11 protein-coding genes and 2 pseudogenes are annotated in these 17,403 nt (G+C 65.1%); 9 read left to right on the forward strand and 4 right to left on the reverse strand.

Going from position 1 to position 17,403, the window contains the following annotated elements; translation table 11 throughout:
- Positions 1 to 114: 114 nt before the first annotated feature.
- The 3 genes from DNK34_RS19515 to glnA form a co-directional block, all read right to left on the reverse strand.
- A complete protein-coding gene (locus DNK34_RS19515) occupies positions 115 to 738 on the reverse strand; it encodes a DUF4124 domain-containing protein (protein WP_131176705.1) in 624 nt (207 codons plus the stop codon).
- A gap of 3 nt (positions 739 to 741) precedes the next feature.
- Positions 742 to 1,299 (reverse strand): DUF4124 domain-containing protein, encoded by a 558-nt coding sequence (locus tag DNK34_RS19520; protein WP_131176706.1) that lies wholly within the window; start codon positions 1,297 to 1,299, stop codon positions 742 to 744.
- A gap of 423 nt (positions 1,300 to 1,722) precedes the next feature.
- Positions 1,723 to 3,129 carry a glutamate--ammonia ligase gene (glnA, locus tag DNK34_RS19525; RefSeq protein ID WP_131176707.1) on the reverse strand — a complete coding sequence of 469 codons (1,407 nt, stop codon included), beginning with the start codon at positions 3,127 to 3,129 and terminating at the stop codon, positions 1,723 to 1,725.
- 331 nt (positions 3,130 to 3,460) lie between these two features.
- Between glnA and thiI the strand changes: the two genes are divergently transcribed.
- From thiI to DNK34_RS19545, 4 genes are all read left to right on the forward strand, one after another.
- Positions 3,461 to 4,960 carry a tRNA uracil 4-sulfurtransferase ThiI gene (thiI, locus tag DNK34_RS19530; RefSeq protein WP_131176708.1) on the forward strand — a complete coding sequence of 500 codons (1,500 nt, stop codon included), beginning with the start codon at positions 3,461 to 3,463 and terminating at the stop codon, positions 4,958 to 4,960.
- 132 nt (positions 4,961 to 5,092) lie between these two features.
- Positions 5,093 to 6,913 carry a translational GTPase TypA gene (typA, locus tag DNK34_RS19535; RefSeq protein WP_131176709.1) on the forward strand — a complete coding sequence of 607 codons (1,821 nt, stop codon included), beginning with the start codon at positions 5,093 to 5,095 and terminating at the stop codon, positions 6,911 to 6,913.
- 205 nt (positions 6,914 to 7,118) lie between these two features.
- A complete protein-coding gene (locus tag DNK34_RS19540) occupies positions 7,119 to 10,376 on the forward strand; it encodes a DUF2339 domain-containing protein (protein WP_131176710.1) in 3,258 nt (1,085 codons plus the stop codon).
- Positions 10,373 to 11,743, forward strand: a complete 1,371-nt coding sequence (locus DNK34_RS19545) for a DUF3999 domain-containing protein (protein WP_131176711.1) — start codon at positions 10,373 to 10,375, stop codon at positions 11,741 to 11,743. The genes DNK34_RS19540 and DNK34_RS19545 overlap by 4 nt, the downstream gene beginning before the upstream one ends.
- Before the next feature lie 193 nt (positions 11,744 to 11,936).
- Here the strand turns inward: DNK34_RS19545 and DNK34_RS19550 are convergent, their stop codons facing one another.
- Positions 11,937 to 12,332 (reverse strand): YkgJ family cysteine cluster protein, encoded by a 396-nt coding sequence (locus DNK34_RS19550; protein ID WP_131176723.1) that lies wholly within the window; start codon positions 12,330 to 12,332, stop codon positions 11,937 to 11,939.
- Between the two features lie 386 nt (positions 12,333 to 12,718).
- Here DNK34_RS19550 and DNK34_RS19555 point away from each other — a divergent pair, with 386 nt between their 5' ends.
- The 5 genes and pseudogenes from DNK34_RS19555 to DNK34_RS19580 all read left to right on the forward strand — a co-directional run.
- The gene (locus DNK34_RS19555) at positions 12,719 to 14,359 is read left to right on the forward strand and encodes a histidine kinase N-terminal 7TM domain-containing diguanylate cyclase (RefSeq protein ID WP_131176712.1); all 1,641 of its coding nucleotides are present in this window, start codon (positions 12,719 to 12,721) and stop codon (positions 14,357 to 14,359) included.
- Positions 14,360 to 14,440: 81 nt separating this feature from the next.
- On the forward strand, positions 14,441 to 15,451 hold the full coding sequence (locus DNK34_RS19560; protein WP_131176713.1) for a class 1 fructose-bisphosphatase: 1,011 nt from the start codon (positions 14,441 to 14,443) through the stop codon (positions 15,449 to 15,451).
- A 419-nt stretch (positions 15,452 to 15,870) separates the two neighbouring features.
- Positions 15,871 to 16,362: pseudogene (locus DNK34_RS19570) on the forward strand (DUF924 family protein); the annotation flags it as partial.
- Positions 16,363 to 16,420: 58 nt separating this feature from the next.
- Positions 16,421 to 16,675 carry an outer membrane protein assembly factor BamE domain-containing protein gene (gene bamE, locus DNK34_RS19575; protein WP_131176715.1) on the forward strand — a complete coding sequence of 85 codons (255 nt, stop codon included), beginning with the start codon at positions 16,421 to 16,423 and terminating at the stop codon, positions 16,673 to 16,675.
- A gap of 22 nt (positions 16,676 to 16,697) precedes the next feature.
- Positions 16,698 to 17,219, forward strand: a pseudogene (locus tag DNK34_RS19580) (lipocalin family protein); the annotation flags it as partial.
- Positions 17,220 to 17,403 lie beyond the last annotated feature (184 nt).

The following is a 17,403-nucleotide window of genomic DNA, read 5'->3' on the forward strand; positions in this document are numbered from 1 at the left end:
TGCGGCTGGAAAGCTGGACGAAAGAGCCCATGGGGTTTGCTTGTCGTTCAGCCTCCAGCCTTTAGCGCTCTTGTCGGCCGTCCCCGCGCCTACGCAAGGATCGTGAACAGGTTCTTAGAGAAAGGGCAGGATACGGATGAGGCCCTTGTCCTCTTCCTTGGGTTTGTCCTTGAGCGGGCATTCCGGGCGCACGCCGTAATCGTCCTTCTTGCAGGGGTTGGCCAGGCGTTTCTGCGCCAGCGAGATGCGCAGCATGTGGAAGGGCTGGCTGGGGGTGCGCTCGACGATGCGACCCTGGGCGTCGACGATTTCGACGGCGATCTGGTGCGTGCCCCTGTCGATGTTCTCCAGCGCGAATACCGGGCTGCGGCCGGCGGCGGCCAGTGGCTGGCCGTCCAGCAACAGGCGATAGCCATGCCCCGGGTGCAGGCCGGGTTCGCTGGTGGCCGTGACGATCAGGTTGCCGGCATTGTCGCGGATGCTCGCATCGGGCTGCGGAATGAGGATGCGCAGCAACTGGTAGTTCAACACCGGGCCGGGTTCGGCCATCTGCGCCGGGACTGTCGGTGCGGGGGGCGGGCTCATCCGATTGGACGGCGCCAGTTGCAACTGCTGGGCATTGCTGCCGTTGCGCGGGCTGTCGGTGAAGACCCGGTTGCCTTCCTCGTCGATGTAGGTATAGACCTGGGCGAAGCCTGGCAGGGCGATCAGCAGGAGGCCGAAAAGCAGATTACGCATGGTTCAGTTGGCCGGTCTGGGAGGAGGCGGAGGTGGTGGGCGCAAGGCCGGGCTGCTGGTATTGACCCGCTGCACGGTGAAGGTGACGGTGTCGCTCTGCTGGAGCACCTGGTCGCCGCTGAGGACTTCGACGGCCAGGCTGTGTTCGCCGCGGTCGATCTGGCTCAGTTGCAAGCGCGTGACGTTGCTGGGACGACCGTAGGGTTTGCCGTCGAGCAACAGGCGCAGGCTGTGTCCCGGGCTCAGGCGCGGGACGATGTGTACCCCCACGCTGAAGGTGCCGTTGTTCGCCCGCAGCGCTTCGCCGTCGGGCAGGTCGGTCAGTGCCAGCACCCGGTACGGCGCTTGCTCTGCCGCTTGCGGGGCGCTGCTCGGCGGTGTCGCCGGCGCTGGTGGCGGTTGCACGGTATTGGTCTGCTTCAGCTCCACGCTCTGTGCATCGATGCCGTCCGGCGGCTGGTTGGTGAACACGGTATTGCCGTTGCTGTCGGTGTACTTGTAGATCTGTGCGCTGACGGGCAGGGCCAGTATCAGCAGCAGGCAAGCGAGCAGGGGGCGCATTGGGCCTGTCTCCCGATTCGATGAATGGGGGTTAGCTTCAAGCTTCAAGCCACAAGCTGCAAGTGGTAAACAGCTTATCGCTTCAGGCTTGCGGCTTGCCGCTCAAAAAATCGCCGGGAGCGATTTTTGACGTCGCGGGAGGCGGCCCGCAGATACCGTCTTGCTCCTTGACCCGCAAGAACCCGTCCACAGTCTGGGTGCGCACGTGGGAGCGTCGACCCCGGCACGATGCGATGGCGGCTATGCCGCAGAAATCGCGGTATGGCCACGATTCGCCGCGGGGTCGCGGCTCCTACGAATCCGGCAATTCTGCGCTTATTTGTTGAATCCCGGGTGGCCGCCAGGGATGGCAGGCTAAAAAAAACCTCCCCGGCAGAGGGCCGGGGAGGTTTCTGTCACGCCGCTATGCGGTGTGGCGCGGGATCAGACGCTGTAGTACAGGTCGTATTCCAGCGGGTGTACGAAGGTGCGAACCTTGATTTCTTCTTCGCTCTTCAGCTCGATGTAGGCATCGATGAAGTCATCGGAGAAAACGCCGCCCTTGGTCAGGAAGGCGCGGCCCTTGTCCAGCTCTTCCAGGGCTTCCTTCAGGCTGCCGCAGACTTGCGGGATCAGCTTGCCTTCTTCCGGCGGCAGGTCGTACAGGTTCTTGTCGGCGGCATCGCCGGGATGGATCTTGTTCTGGATGCCGTCCAGGCCGGCCATCAGCAGGGCGGCGAAGGCCAGGTAGGGGTTGGCCGCCGGGTCCGGGAAGCGCGCTTCGATGCGGCGGGCTTTCGGGCTGGAGACGTAGGGGATGCGGATCGAGGCGGAGCGGTTGCGCGCCGAGTAGGCCAGCATCACCGGTGCTTCGAAGCCCGGCACCAGACGCTTGTAGGAGTTGGTCGACGGGTTGGTGAAGCCGTTCAGGGCCTTGCCGTGCTTGATGATGCCGCCGATGAAGTACAGGGCGGTCTCGGACAGGCCGGCATAGCCTTCGCCGGCGAAGGTGTTCTTGCCGTCCTTGGAGATCGACATGTGCACGTGCATGCCCGAACCGTTGTCGCCGTACAGGGGCTTGGGCATGAAGGTGGCGGTCTTGCCGTAGGCATCGGCCACGTTGTGCACGCAGTACTTCAGGGTCTGTACTTCGTCGGCCTTGTTGACCAGGGTGTTGAACTTCACGCCGATTTCGTTCTGGCCGGCAGTCGCCACTTCGTGGTGGTGAACCTCGACGACCAGGCCCATTTCTTCCAGGGCATTGCACATGGCGGTGCGGATTTCATGGTCGTGGTCGACGGGTGGCACCGGGAAGTAGCCGCCCTTGACGCCCGGGCGGTGGCCCTTGTTGCCGCCGTCGATGTCGCCGTCGGTCATCCAGGAGCCCTGTTCGGAATAGATCTTGAACATGGAGCCGGAGATGTCGGACTTGAACTTCACTTCGTCGAAAACGAAGAACTCGGGTTCCGGGCCGACGAACACGGTGTCGCCGATGCCGGTGGATTTCAGGTACTCCTCGGCGCGCTTGGCGATGGAGCGCGGGTCGCGATCGTAGCCTTGCATGGTGCTCGGCTCGGTGATGTCGCAGACGATGATCAGCGTCGGCTCTTCGGTGAACGGGTCGAGCACGGCGGTTTCGTCGACCGGCGAGAGGATCATGTCGGAGGCTTCGATGCCTTTCCAGCCTTGGATGGAGGAGCCGTCGAACATCTTGCCGTGTTCGAAGAAGTCTTCGTCCAGGGCGTCACGGGCCGGAATGGTCACGTGCTGTTGCTTGCCCTTGGTGTCGGTGAAGCGCAGGTCTACCCACTTCACGTCGTGTTCTTTGATGAGTTGAATCGCCTTCGACATGCTGTCCTCCAGGTGGATAAGGCTCTAACGGTGAGCCCTTCTATATAGTTCGTGAAGCCGGGCGAGATAGTCTGCCAGGACAACCTGCCTCACAAGAGAGCAATTTGCATGCCAGTGCCCCGTGATGGGGTGATGCCCCGAAACCTAGCGCTGGCGGGGACTTGCTGTGGCAAACCCCCATGCGTTGGCGCCTTTGTGGTGCGCGATACTTATCTTGTGGTTTATTTTGGTGCGACCAAAGATGTCGTGAGTATTTTTGATCAAAGCTTGAGCAATTTCCGCTATAATCCGCGCCCCTGTTTTCAGGCCATTGCGGCTGACGCTTGCTCACATGAAACTGATCGTCAAAGTTTTCCCGGAAATCACCATCAAGAGCCCGCCGGTGCGCAAGCATTTCATCCGGCAGTTGGCCAAGAACATCCGTTCGGTGCTGCGCGACCTCGATCCGCAGCTGCTGGTCACAGGTGTGTGGGATAACCTGGAAGTGAAAACCGCGATCACCGAGCCGCGCTGCCTGCAGGAAATGATCGAGCGTCTCGGCTGCACGCCGGGCATCGCCCACTTTCTCCAGGTCGACGACTATCCGCTCGGCGATTTCGACGACGTGCTGGACAAGTGCAGGCGCCACTTCGCCGATCAGTTGTCCGGCAAGGTCTTCTCCGTGCGCTGCAAGCGCGCCGGCAAGCATGCCTTCACCTCCATGGACATCGAGCGCTACGTCGGCAGCCAGCTGCGCCAGCAGTGCGGCGCGGCCGGGGTTTCCCTGAAGGCGCCGGACGTCGAAGTGCGCATGGAGATTCGCGACCAGCGCCTGTTCGTCATCCATCACCAGCACCGCGGCCTGGGCGGCTATCCCCTGGGTGCGCTGGAGCAGACGCTGGTGCTGATGAGCGGCGGCTTCGACTCCACCGTGGCGGCCTACCAGATGATGCGCCGCGGGATGATGACCCATTTCTGCTTCTTCAACCTCGGCGGTCGCGCCCATGAGCTGGGGGTGATGGAAGTCGCCCACTACCTGTGGCAGAAGTTCGGCCGTTCGCAGCGCGTGCTGTTCATCAGCGTGCCGTTCGAGGAAGTGCTCGGCGAGATCCTCGGCAAGGTCGACAACAGCCACATGGGCGTGATCCTCAAGCGCATGATGTTGCGCGCTGCCAGCCGCCTGGCCGAGCAGCTGCAGATCGACGCCCTGGTGACCGGCGAGGCGATCAGCCAGGTGTCCAGCCAGACCCTGCCCAACCTCTCGGTGATCGACTCGGCCACCGACAAGCTGGTGCTGCGTCCGCTGATCGCCAGCCACAAGCAGGACATCATCGATACCGCCGAGGCCATCGGCACCGCCGAATTCGCCAAGCACATGCCAGAATACTGCGGTGTGATTTCGGTGAACCCGACCACCAAGGCCAAGCCGCACCGCGTTGCCCACGAAGAGGCGCAGTTCGACATGGCGGTGCTCGAGCGCGCCCTGTCGCGCGCGCGCCTGCTGCCGATCGACAAGGTCATCGAGGAGCTCGGCCAGGACGTGCAGGTCGAAGAGCTCGCCGAGCCCCTGGCCAGTCATGTCGTCATCGACATCCGTCACCCCGATAGCGCCGAGGAGCAGCCGCTGGAGCTGCCCGGCATCGAAGTGCAGGCGTTGCCGTTCTACGCATTGAACAGCCGCTTCAAGGAGCTGGATGCCACTCGTCAATACCTGCTGTATTGCGACAAGGGCGTCATGAGCCGCTTGCATGCCCACCACCTGCTCAGCGAGGGACATGCCAATGTGCGGGTCTATCGTCCGGTAGAGCAGACGCAAGCCACAAGCCACAAGCTGCAAGAAGGCGCCCGATGATCTATTGCCCTTTCCGGCGCAGCGTAAGGCGCCGCCGCCATCCTCCCGACCGGGCATTTCCTGCAATGCCCCTGACGCTTTTTACTTGTAGCTTGCGGCTTGAAGCTTGCCGCTTATTTTAGGAACCGAATTGTGATCGAGAATCTACGCAACATCGCCATCATCGCCCACGTTGACCACGGTAAAACCACCCTGGTCGACAAACTCCTGCGTCAGTCCGGCACCCTGGAGCGCGGCGAGCTCAACGACGAGCGCGTGATGGACAGCAACGACCAGGAAAAAGAGCGCGGCATCACCATTCTGGCGAAGAACACCGCGATCAACTGGAACGGCTACCACATCAACATCGTCGACACCCCCGGCCACGCCGACTTCGGCGGTGAAGTCGAGCGCGTGATGTCGATGGTCGACTCCGTGCTGCTGCTGGTCGACGCCCAGGACGGCCCGATGCCGCAAACCCGCTTCGTGACCAAGAAGGCCTTCGAAGCCGGCCTGCGTCCGATCGTGGTGATCAACAAGGTCGACCGTCCGGGCGCGCGTCCCGACTGGGTGCTGGATCAGATCTTCGATCTGTTCGACAACCTCGGTGCCACCGAAGAACAGCTGGACTTCAAGGTCGTCTACGCCTCGGCCCTGAACGGCATTGCCGGTCTGGATCACACCGACATGGCCGAAGACATGACTCCGCTGTACCAGTCCATCGTCGACAACGTTCCGGCTCCGGCCGTTGACCGCGAAGGCCCGTTCCAGATGCAGATCTCGGCGCTGGACTACAACAGCTTCCTCGGCATCATCGGCGTGGGTCGTATCGCCCGTGGCCGTGTCAAGCCGAACACCCCGGTGGTCGCCATCGACGCCGACGGCAAGCGCCGCAATGGTCGTATCCTCAAGCTGATGGGCCACCACGGCCTGCACCGCGTCGATGTGGAAGAAGCCGCTGCCGGTGACATCGTCTGCATCAGCGGCATGGATCAGCTGTTCATCTCCGACACCCTGTGCGACATCAACAATGTCGAAGCGATGAAGCCGCTGACCGTCGACGAGCCGACCGTTTCCATGACCTTCCAGGTCAACGATTCGCCGTTCTGCGGCAAGGAAGGCAAGTTCGTCACCAGCCGCAACATCAAGGAACGTCTGGACAAGGAGCTGCTGTACAACGTGGCCCTGCGCGTCGAAGAAGGCGATTCGGCCGACAAGTTCAAGGTCTCCGGCCGTGGCGAGCTGCACCTGTCGGTCCTGATCGAAACCATGCGCCGCGAAGGCTTCGAAATGGGCGTTGGCCGTCCGGAAGTGATCATCCGCGAAGTCGACGGCGCCAAGCACGAGCCGTTCGAGAACGTCACCATCGACATCCCGGAAGAAGCCCAGGGCAAGGTCATGGAAGAAATGGGCCTGCGCAAGGGCGACCTGAGCAACATGGTTCCGGATGGCAAGGGCCGCGTGCGCCTGGAGTACAACATCCCGGCCCGTGGTCTGATCGGTTTCCGCAACCAGTTCCTGACCCTGACCAACGGCGCGGGCATCCTGACCTCGATCTTCGATCGTTACGACGTGATGAAGTCGGGCCACATGTCCGGCCGTCAGAACGGCGTACTGGTGTCGATCGATACCGGCAAGGCGCTGACCTACTCCCTGGAAACCCTGCAGGCGCGCGGCAAGCTGTTCGTCGAGCACGGCCAGGAGATCTACAACGGTCAGATCGTCGGTCTGAACAGCCGCGATAACGACCTGGGCGTCAACCCGACCAAGGGCAAGAAGCTCGACAACATGCGTGCCTCGGGCAAGGACGAAACCATCGCCCTGGTGCCGCCGGTGCGCTTCACCCTGGAGCAGGCCCTGGAATTCATCCAGGATGACGAACTGTGCGAAGTCACGCCGAAGTCGATCCGTCTGCGCAAGAAGATCCTCGACGAAGGCGAGCGTACCCGCGCGGCCAAGAAAGCCAAGAACTGATCCCGGTTCCGGCTGACTGAACAGCCCCCGCAGGCTCTCGCCTGCGGGGGCTTTTTCATGCCCGGCGTGCGGACGTGTGGTTCGGCGATGCCGTCTCGCAATTGTGCGGGCGTTGGACGTCTATCGTCGTAGAGTCGATATACTGCAGGTTCTACCGGGCCCGATAGGGCGGTATGGCTATTCTGTCGTTCAGGGATTTTCGTGCATGCAATGGATCTTCATGCTGGGAGGGTTGGCGCTTGGGGCGCTGCTACTGGGGGCGTTGAGCGGCGGGCCGATGGCTGGTGCGGCGCTGGGTGCCGTGTTGGGCTTGGCGGCCGGGCAGGCTATGGCGCTGCAGGCGTTGCGGCTGCAGCATGAAGCGCTGCGCAAGACCCTGACGGAACTGATCGCCCGCTTCAATCATGGCACCGGCGATCTGCACGAACGCCTGCTGCGGCTGGAGCAGGGCGCTGCGGCGGAGCCCGCCGGGCCTGCGCCCGAGCCGGGCGAAGAGCCGCTGGCCGACACGCCGCTCGAGCCCGTGGCGTCCGCGCCGGTCGAGCCTGCCAAGCCCGTCGTCGAGCATGAATGGACGCTGGATCTGGCGCTTCCCGACGCCACTGCGCCAGCACCTGAGCCCGAGCCCATCCCCGTGCCAGCCCCGCCTGCGCCCGTCGCGGCGGCGGCACGCGAGGTCGAGCCGCCCGCGCCGACCTGGTTCGAGCATGGCCTGGCCGCCGCGCGCGACTGGCTGCTGGGCGGCAATACCGTATTGCGTGTGGGCCTGGTGCTGTTGTTCCTCGGCCTGGCCTTCCTCCTGCGCTACGCCTCCGAACGCGTGGTGGTCGCCGTGGAATGGCGCTACGCCGGCGTGGCACTGGCGGCGATCGCCCTGCTGGCATTGGGCTGGTGGCTGCGGCGGCGGCGCCCGGGCTATGCCTTGCTGCTGCAGGGCGGCGGCATCGCCGTGCTGTACCTGACGGTGTTCGCCGCCATGCGGCTGCACCCGCTGATCAGCGCGCAGATGGCTTTCGTGCTGCTGGTGCTGGTGACCCTCTGCTCGGCCGTGCTGGCGATCCTGCAGGATGCCCGCGGGCTGGCCGCGGCGGCGGCGCTGGGCGGCTTTGCCGCCCCCATCCTGGCGTCCAGCGGCGGTGGCAGCCATGTGGCGCTGTTCGGTTATTTCGCCTTGCTCAACGCCGGCATCTTCGCCATCGCCTGGTTCAAGGCCTGGCGCGTGCTCAACCTGATCGGCTTCGTCGGCACCTTCGGCATCGGCCTGGCCTGGGGGCTGCGTTCCTACACGGCGGATCTGTGGCTCAGTACCCAGGCCTTCCTGCTGCTGTTCTTCCTGATGTACGTGGCCATCGGCCTGCTGTTCGCCCGCCGCCGTCTGCTCGAGGCGCCCGGTGTGCCGGAGGATGGCTCGCGTGGAGCGTTGCTGAAGTGGTCGGCGCGCCAGGCCGGCTACGTGGATGGCAGCGTGCTGTTCGGTACGCCGCTGGTCGGCTTCGGCCTGCAGTATGCCGTGGTGCAGCATCTGCCCTTCGGCCCGGCGTTCAGCGCCCTGGCCATGGGGCTGTTCTACATGCTGCTGGCGAGGGTGCTGGCCGCACGCGCTCCGGGGCGGGCCTTGCTGCTGGTGGAAACCTGCCTGGCGCTGGGCGTGATTTTCGGCACCCTGGCCATTCCGTTGGGCCTGGATGCACGCTGGACGTCCGCGGCATGGGCCGTGGAGGGCGCCGGTCTGTACTGGCTCGGTCTGCGTCAGCAACGCCCGTTCGCACGGCTGTTCGCCTTGCTGTTGCAGGTGGGCGCGGCCCTGGTGTTCCTGTACGGGCTGCGTGTCGGAGATAGCACGCTGCTGGCGGGTTCGGCGCTGGGCGCCCTGATGCTCGGCGCGGCGCTGCTGTTCAGCTTCCTGCAGTTGCGCCGCATGGACGCGGGCCAGGTGCCGGAGCACGAACGCCTGCTGCAGCCGCTGCTGGCCTGCGGCGCTCTGCTGTTCCTCTACCTGATGGCGCCGCTGTGCTTCGGCCCTTACGCCACGGTGGCCGCCTGGGCCGTGGCGGGCGCGGCGACGCTGCTCGCGGGGCTGTACCTGGGCGCTCGCAGCGTACTGCTCAGCGCCTTCGCCGTGCAGTTGCTCGCGGGGCTGAGCTACCTGCTGTTCAGCGATACGTTCGAGCGGATGGTGGCTGTCGAGGCGTTGCGTCCCCTGGCCCATCTGGGCTTCTGGGCGCCAGCGTTGCTGGCCTCGGCAGGGCTGTTCTGCGCCTGGCGCCTGCACCTCGGCGGGCGTGTCGCACGCGCCGATCTGCTGCCCCTCGATCTGGAGGAGCTGTCGCGGCTGGCGCTGCTCTGGGGCGCGGCCTGGTGGCTGGTGACGGTGCTGAGCGAAATCTCGCGCTTCGTCGCCGCCGACCTGCGTGGGCATGTCTTCCTGCTGGTGAGCGTCGCTTGCCTGGCGCTCGCCGTTCCTGGCGCCCTGCGCCAGCGCTGGCCGGCATTGGCGCTGCTGTGCCTGGCGCTGATTCCGCTGGGTTTCTGCGCGCTGCTTGGCCTGTGGCACCTGGGCTATCACCCGTTGGCGGCGTTCGGCTGGCTCGCCTGGCCGGCCGTGTTCGCCCTGCATTTCCTGGCCCTGCGGCGTCTGCAGGGGCTGGCGCCACCCCTGGCGATTCGCCTGAGCCATGTGCTCGGCTGCTGGTTGCTGCTGGCGGTACTGGCCCTGGAGCTGCGTTTCCTGTTCTTCGCCCTGGCCGAGCAGTACAACGCCTGGCGCTGGCTGGGCTGGGTGCTGGTGCCATGCGCTTACCTGGTGCTGATGAGCCTGCGCCGCTCGCTGCCCTGGCCGGTGGCGGCCTATCCGCTGGAGTACCGCAGCTATGCCGCGCTGCCGTTGGCGGTGTTTCTGCTGGGCTGGTTCTGGCTGGTCAACCTGTTCAGTGACGGTTCCGCCGAACCGCTGCGCTATCTGCCGCTGATCAACCCGCTTGAACTGGGCATGCTGTTCGTGCTGTTCGCCCTGTATCGCTGGGCGGCAGCCGGTCTGCCGCCCCTGGGCGTCGAGGTGCGGCAATGGCAGGGAGCGACGCAGGCGGTGCTCGGCGCTTCGCTGTTCGCCCTGCTGAGCATGATGGTCTGTCGCAGCGCCTTCCACTGGGCGCAGGTGCCCTTCGAGCTGGATGCCCTGCTGGATTCGCGCGTGGTGCAGGCCGGATTCTCCATCGTCTGGACGCTGATCGCCCTGAGCCTGACGGTCGGCGGTCACCTGCGTGTGCGGCGCGAGCTGTGGATGGTCGGCGCGGCCTTGATCGGCGTGGTGGTGGTCAAGCTGTTCTTCGTCGACCTGGGCAACAGCGGTAGCCTGGAGCGCATCATTTCCTTCATCGGCGTCGGGGTGTTGCTGCTGGTGGTCGGGTACTTCGCGCCCTTGCCGCCCAGACGCGATGACAACGACGCGCAGGTGCCGGCATGAGGCGGCAGTGGAGAACCGGCCTTGCCCTGCTGGGCATGGCCCTGGCGGCGCAGGCGGCCGAGGTGCGCGAGAACGTCACCGACTACGCCACCAGCGTGCCGTTGACGCTCAGCGGCGAAGGCCCCTGGTATCGCCTGCAACTGCCGATGGAGGCGCACCTGGCGGCGCGGCATGCCGACTTTCGCGATCTGCGCCTGTTCAATGCCGAAGGCGAACTGCTGGCCTACAGCCTGATTCCGGGGGCCGCGCGTTTTGCCGAGAGCCAGCAGAGCGCCACGCTGCGGCTGTTCCCCCTGCGTGGCCCGGCCGACCGTAGCGAGGCGCTGCCGACGCTGCGTGTGCGACGTGGCACCGATGGTTCGATCATCGAACTGAACGCGGCAGCAGAGACCCCGGCTGCGTCCGACCTGTTGCGGGGCTGGCTGCTGGATGCCAGCGCCACGGATTTCCCCCTGCAGCGCCTGCAACTGCAATGGAATGCCGACAGCGAGGGCTTCCAGCGCTTCAGCATCGAGGCCAGCGACGATCTGGACCACTGGCGTCCGCTGGGCGAAGGACAGATCGCCCGGTTGAGTTTCGATGGCGAGCGCATCGACAAGAACGAGGTGGAGTGGCCGCCCACCCGCGCGCGTTACCTGCGCCTGCTGTGGCAGATGCCGGAGCAGGCGGCGAGCCTGAGCGCGGCCACGGTCAGCGGCACGCGCAGTACGGCCCAGCCGGCGGCGCTGGTCTGGTCGCAGGGGCTGACGGGGCGGGCCGACGACAAGGGGCGGTATACCTGGACACTGCCGCTGGCGCTGCCGCTGGAGCGGTTGCGCATCGAGGTCGAGCAGCCCAACAGCCTGGCTCCGGTGCTGTTGCAGGGACGCTGGGATAGCAGTGCGCAGTGGACGCCGCTGGCGCGTAGCGTGCTCTATCGCCTGCCGGTCGACGGCCACGAGGTGGTGCAGGATCAGATCGAGTTGCCGCAATGGCCGGTCAGCCAGTTGCGCCTGCAGGTCGATGGCCGCGGTGGCGGACTGGGTCAGCACGCGCCTCGTCTGAGTGTGGCGCTACGGGCCAGCGAATTGCTGTTCCTGGCGCGTGGCAGTCCGCCCTATCAACTGGCGCTGGGCAAGGCCGACGCCCAGGCCGGCAGCCTGCCGGTCACCACCCTGGTGCCGGGGTTCACGCCAGAGCGCCTGGAAAGCATGGGCCGGGCCGTTCTCGGCAGTGCGCTTGCCGAGGTCGACATGGTGCCCGGGCCGGCCCAGGCGGCGTGCGCCGACTGGAAGCGCATCGCGCTGTGGGCGGTGTTGCTGCTGGGCGTCGTCGTTCTGCTGTTGATGGCCCTGAGCCTGCTGCGGGCCTCCAGCGACAGGCCATAAGATCCATGTCTTTCAACATGTTGGCGGCTCAGGGGTAACAGCCGAGAAGAGCGCTGGAGGCTTGAGGCTGGACGAAATGCGGCGTTGCTCTTCTCGTCCAGCCTTCAGCGCTCTTTGCGGCTTTATAGCTGTTGTTACCCGGTAGCCGTCTTTCGAAGACGTTGAAAGGCATGGCCATGAGGGCTGGCGCCGCTTACTTGGGCCGCCAGGCGCAGTAGCCCGGGCGCGGCCCGACCCTGGGATGATTGCGGCAGGTGTCCGGGCGGCGCTCGTAGATGGTGCACAGGCGCGTCTTGCGATCCAGGTAGTAACAGTCGTTGTTGCTCATGCGGGTCAGGGTGAAGACCCCGGACTTCTGGTTGAAACGTTCGACCAGGCCGTCTTTCTGCAAGCGCTTGGCGACCAGCTTGGGCGGGTCGCCACGTTCGAACTCGTCGACCACGCCGATCCGGATCAGGTCGGCGATACGCACTTCCACCGGCAACTGGCAGCAACTGGATATGCAACTGTGGCACATGTCGCTGGTGTACCTGGCCCAGGTGTCCAGGCGGTCGATTTCGGCAGCGGCGATCAGGTTGCTTTTCATCAGGACGGGGTTTCGACTCGGTTCGGGTGAGAGGAACGGCGCGCGATGATAGCCATGTTGACGAATTTGTGAACAGGCATCTGCCAACTGGTTGTGCCTCGAGCGCCCGCTGTCGCACCGAGGCCAAGAAAAACCTCCTGGAAAATAGGTTATTTGCAGTATCTTTAGCGAGCGTGAAAGTCTAGGCACGATCTGCCGGTTTTCTTCCGAAACGGCCAGTACGGGCGCTTTCATGGTGCCCCGGCGCTTGCCGTTAACCGTCGTTTGAATGGGTCCATCTCCTTGTCCGCCCCTGTTCCGTTTTGTCCAGGCCCGTACCGCCCGTATCCATGCGCCGCGTCGACGGGTCCGTCGCCGTTGCGTCATGCCCGCGGCATGGGGATGCCACGATGAGGGCCTGCATGAACACCCAGTGGCAGTTCAACGTGGCCGTTCTGCTGACGGTTCTGGTGTTCTTCGGCGGCGTGCTGCTGGCTCGCTGGGTCACCCGGCAGCGCGATTTTCCCGGACGCACCGCCTTCACCCTGATGCATCTGGCCAGTATGTGGTGGATCGCCACGGCGGGCCTGGAAGTGGCCACCCAGACGTCAGGCTGCAAGCTGTTCTGGGCGTCGATGTCCTGGCCGGGCATCGTCTCGGTGCCGACCTTCTGGGCGCTGTTCCTCTGGCAATACGTCAACAGCGTGCGCAAGCCGCTGGCGACCCGCAGCGTGCTCGGGCTGATCGTGGTGCCGGTGCTGATCTGGCTGCTGGTGCTGAGCAACCCCTGGCACGGCCTGTTCTATGGTGAGCGGACCGGGCCGCTGTCGACCCAGCCGGGAGCGCCGATCCATTACCAGCACGGGCCGCTGTTCTACGCCGCGGCCGTTTACGTCTACGCCTTCATGACCTTCAGCCTTGGCGTGGTGCTGCGTGCCGCCTTCACCAGCCATGGCGTGCATCGTCGTCACTACCTGGCTTTCGTGCTGGTCACCGCGATTCCCTGGGCCGCCAATATCGCCTATGTGGTGTTTGGCGTGGTGATCTTCGGTGTCGATCCCACGCCGTTCAGTTTCGTCTTTACCCTGGCGGCCTTCTCCTGGCTGATCCTCGGTGTCCGGTTGTTCGACCTGTTGCCGGTGGCCCGCCATCTCCTGCTCGAGGCGCTGCCCGATCCGGTGCTGGTGGTCGATGCCCGCTGGCGGGTGATCGAAGCCAACCAGGCGGCGCTGCAACTGGCCGATTCCGATCCCGGCTGGCAAGGGCGCAAGCTCGAAGACTGGCCGGTATTCGGCCGCGACCTGCAGGCCTTGCTGCAGGAACGGGGGCAGCAGGAGCAACTGCTGACCCTGGCCAGTTCGGCGCGTTATTTCGAAGTGCGGGTGCGCGCCATCGAGCGCGTGACCCGCCATGGCACCCTGCTGCTGGGGCAGATGCTCTACCTGCGTGACGTGACCCAGCGCCACCTCGGCGAACTCCGGCTGGCCGAAGCGCTGGCGTTGAGCGAGGAGCGTCTGCGCACCATCTCCAGCCTGCATGAGCAATTGCAGGAGCAGGCGTTGTGCGACCCGCTCACCGGGCTCTACAACCGCCGCTTCCTGGACGAGCTGTTCGGCCGGGAACGGGCCCGTGCGCAGCGCGACGGCAAGCCATTGTCCCTGGCCCTGATCGACCTCGACCACTTCAAGCAGCTCAACGACGCCCATGGCCATCTGGATGGCGACGACGTGCTCAAGGGCGTCGCCCAGCATCTGCTGGTGAACTTGCGCAGTTCCGACGCGGTCTTTCGTATCGGCGGCGAGGAGTTCCTGCTGATCCTGCCTGGCGCCGATGCCGGCGAAGCGCGCGAGCGCCTGGAGTCCATCTGCCTGAGTCTGGCGCAGCAGGCCATCGTCACGCGCAGCGGTGTCCGTCACGTGACCCTGTCGGCCGGGCTGGCGCTGTGGCCCGAGCAGGGGCTGGAACTCGACGAGTTGCTGCGGGTGGCGGATGCCGCGCTGTACCAGGCCAAGCGTAATGGGCGCAACCGTGTCTGCGTGCTGGCGAGCTGAGCGGGCGGCGGTTCGGCCCTGAGGCGCCAGTTCCTGGAAAGGGTTAAACTCTTTCCGATTTCTTTCCTTCCGGAGTCCTTCATGTCCCGCGTTACCCTGAGTCGCTACCTCATCGAGCAGACCCGTAGTCACAATACCCCGGCCGATCTGCGCTTCCTCATCGAAGTGGTGGCGCGCGCGTGCAAGGAAATCAGCCACCAGGTCTCCAAGGGCGCGCTGGGCGGCGTGCTCGGCAGTGCGGATACCGAGAACGTGCAAGGCGAAGTGCAGAAGAAGCTCGACGTGCTGTCCAACGAGATCCTCCTGGAAGCCAACGAGTGGGGCGGCCACCTGGCCGGCATGGCCTCCGAAGAGATGGACAACGCCTACCAGATTCCCGGCAAGTACCCCAAGGGCGCCTACCTGCTGGTATTCGACCCGCTGGACGGCTCCTCGAACATCGACGTCAACGTTTCCGTGGGCACCATCTTCTCGGTGCTGCGCTGCCCGAGCGATGAGATTTCGCAGAACGACTCCCTGCGCGAAAATGCCTTCCTGCAACCCGGCACCAAACAGGTCGCGGCCGGCTACGCCATCTACGGCCCGCAGACCATGCTGCTGCTGACCCTGGGCGACGGCGTCAAGGGCTTCACCCTGGATCGCGAGCTGGGCAGCTTCGTGCTCACCCACGACGACATCCGCGTGCCGGAAAGCACGGCCGAGTTCGCCATCAACATGTCCAACCAGCGCCACTGGGAAGCCCCGGTCAAGCGCTATGTGGACGAACTGCTGGCCGGCGAGGAAGGCCCGCTGGGCAAGAACTACAACATGCGCTGGATCGCCTCCATGGTCGCCGACGTGCACCGCATCCTCACCCGTGGCGGCCTGTTCATGTACCCGCGCGACGGCCGCGAGCCGGACAAGCCTGGCAAGCTGCGCCTGATGTACGAAGCCAATCCGATGTCCTTCATCGTCGAGCAGGCCGGTGGCGCCGCCACCGATGGCGTACAGCGCATCCTCGACATCCAGCCGACCTCGCTGCACCAGCGGGTGCCGGTATTCCTCGGTTCCCGGGAAGAAGTCGAGCGCGTGACCGGTTACCACAAGGCCTGATCGATGCCGCCCTGGCAGCCGTTGCTCGACTGGTGGTTCGGCCCGTCGACGGCGGCGCTCGAGATCGCGCGGGCTCGCCACTCGCTGTGGTTCGGCAAGCGCAGGCCTAGGGTCTGTTGACGTTTCACGCACGGCCGCGCCGGAGCCCGTTTTGCCGCGAGGCAAGGTACGAGCCGCGAAGTTTAGCGGGCTAAATGAGCCGGCGAGAAACGCCGCATCGCGGCAAAACGGGCCCGGCCCTGCGGGTGGGGCCGCCTAGGTTGCGCGAAAAATCTCGCCATGCGTTGTTGGAGGACTTGGCAAGGGAACACGCGGACGGCTAGTCCATTCCCTGCGTCCTCCGCCTAGCGGATCGCCGCCCGGCCTGGCGAGATTTCTCGCGGCAACGCGGCTCGCGCTGAAACGTCAACAGACCCTAGGATGCCGAGGCGCGCGATCGCTTCGGCGAACAGGTCGAGCAGGCCCTGCAGGGTGGCCTGCAGCACTGGTCACGACAGCCCGAGGGTTGGTTGGCGCGAGTGCTGTTGCTCGACCAGTTGCCGCGCATGCTCTACCGGGACAGCTCCAAAGCCTTTGCCGGCGATGCCTTGGCCCGGGTACTGGTGGAAGAGGGCGTGGCCCAGGGCTGGGACGCACGGCTGACGCCGATACAGCGGGTGTTCATCTACCTGGTGTTCGAGCATGCCGAGGATCTGCCGACGCAGAACCGCGCCCTGGCCTGCTTTGCCGCGCTGCATGAGCGGGCGCCCGCCGCCGAACGCGAGTTGTTCGCCGGCTTTCTCGACTATGCCGAGCGCCATCAGCGGGTGATCGCACGCTTTTCCCGTTTCCCCCACCGTAATGCCATCCTCGGGCGCACCAGTACCGAGCAGGAGCAACGCTTTCTGCTGGAACCGGGCTCGCGCTTCTGACGTCCAATCTGCACCGCGTGCAACGTCGGTGTGCCCACCGTTGAATGGAGTTCCCAGCATGTCCTTGCGCCATTTCGCCCTGCTGTCCTGCGTCCTGCTCCTGGCCGCTTGCGGCAAGGTCAATCAGGAAAACTACGCCAAGCTCCACGCCGGCATGACCAAGGCCGAAGTGGAGGAACTGCTCGGCACGGCGACCGAGTGTTCCGGGGCCCTGGGCATGTCGAGCTGCACCTGGGGAGACCAGGTCAGCTTCATCAGCGTGCAGTACGCAGGTGACAAGGTCATGATGTTTTCCGGCAAGGGGTTGAAGTGAGATGACGGCGATACGTCCTTGGATGCTTGCGCTGGCCGCAGTCGTGCTGGCCGGCTGTGCCAACTCGGGTACCGGCGTGGTGCCGCCGCAGACGGTGAAGACGGTCGACCTGCAGCGCTACCAGGGCACCTGGTACGAGGTGGCGCGCCTGCCGATGTTCTTCCAGCGCAACTGTGCGCAATCCGAGGCGCATTATGCCCTGCAGGAGGACGGCAGCATGGCGGTGAGCAACCGCTGCCTGACCCGCGAGGGCGACTGGACGCAGGTGCAGGGGCGCGCCGTGCCGCAGGTCGAAGGCCAGACCGACAAGCTGTGGGTGACCTTCGACAACGGGTTCAGCCGCTTGCTGCCTGGCGTGAGCAAGGGCGAGTACTGGGTGCTCGAGCTGGATGACGACTATCAGGTGGCGCTGGTCGGCCATCCGAATCGCAAATACCTCTGGTTGCTGTCGCGCACGCCGCAGATCGCCGACGAGGTGCGCGATGAGTTGCTGACGGTGGCGCGCCGCCAGGGCTATGACACCGACGAGCTGATCTGGCGCGAAGGCGCCAACCGGCGCGCTGAAAGGTCTTTGCTTGGCAGAGACTGCGCGTTCCCTCCGCATCAGGCAGCATCGGGCTATGTACCGATGGTGGGTTGCGGCGGCCTGCTCCAGGGACGACCGTCAGACCGAATGCGTCTCTACCCACCCTACGATCCGCGCCAGTCATCCGTAGGATGGGTGAAGC

This window comes from Phytopseudomonas dryadis (genome assembly GCF_004327355.1).
GTDB classification, from domain to species: domain Bacteria; phylum Pseudomonadota; class Gammaproteobacteria; order Pseudomonadales; family Pseudomonadaceae; genus Aquipseudomonas; species Aquipseudomonas dryadis.

Bases quoted from the DNA above. Each gene is read 5' to 3' on its own strand.
- DNK34_RS19515 (WP_131176705.1), bottom strand. From the start codon at position 738: ATGCGTAATCTGCTTTTCGGCCTCCTGCTGATCGCCCTGCCAGGCTTC.
- DNK34_RS19520 (WP_131176706.1), bottom strand. From the start codon at position 1,299: ATGCGCCCCCTGCTCGCTTGCCTGCTGCTGATACTGGCCCTGCCCGTC.
- glnA (WP_131176707.1), bottom strand. From the start codon at position 3,129: ATGTCGAAGGCGATTCAACTCATCAAAGAACACGACGTGAAGTGGGTA.
- thiI (WP_131176708.1), top strand. From the start codon at position 3,461: ATGAAACTGATCGTCAAAGTTTTCCCGGAAATCACCATCAAGAGCCCG.
- DNK34_RS19540 (WP_131176710.1), top strand. From the start codon at position 7,119: ATGCAATGGATCTTCATGCTGGGAGGGTTGGCGCTTGGGGCGCTGCTA.
- DNK34_RS19545 (WP_131176711.1), top strand. From the start codon at position 10,373: ATGAGGCGGCAGTGGAGAACCGGCCTTGCCCTGCTGGGCATGGCCCTG.
- DNK34_RS19555 (WP_131176712.1), top strand. From the start codon at position 12,719: ATGAGGGCCTGCATGAACACCCAGTGGCAGTTCAACGTGGCCGTTCTG.
- DNK34_RS19560 (WP_131176713.1), top strand. From the start codon at position 14,441: ATGTCCCGCGTTACCCTGAGTCGCTACCTCATCGAGCAGACCCGTAGT.
- bamE (WP_131176715.1), top strand. From the start codon at position 16,421: ATGTCCTTGCGCCATTTCGCCCTGCTGTCCTGCGTCCTGCTCCTGGCC.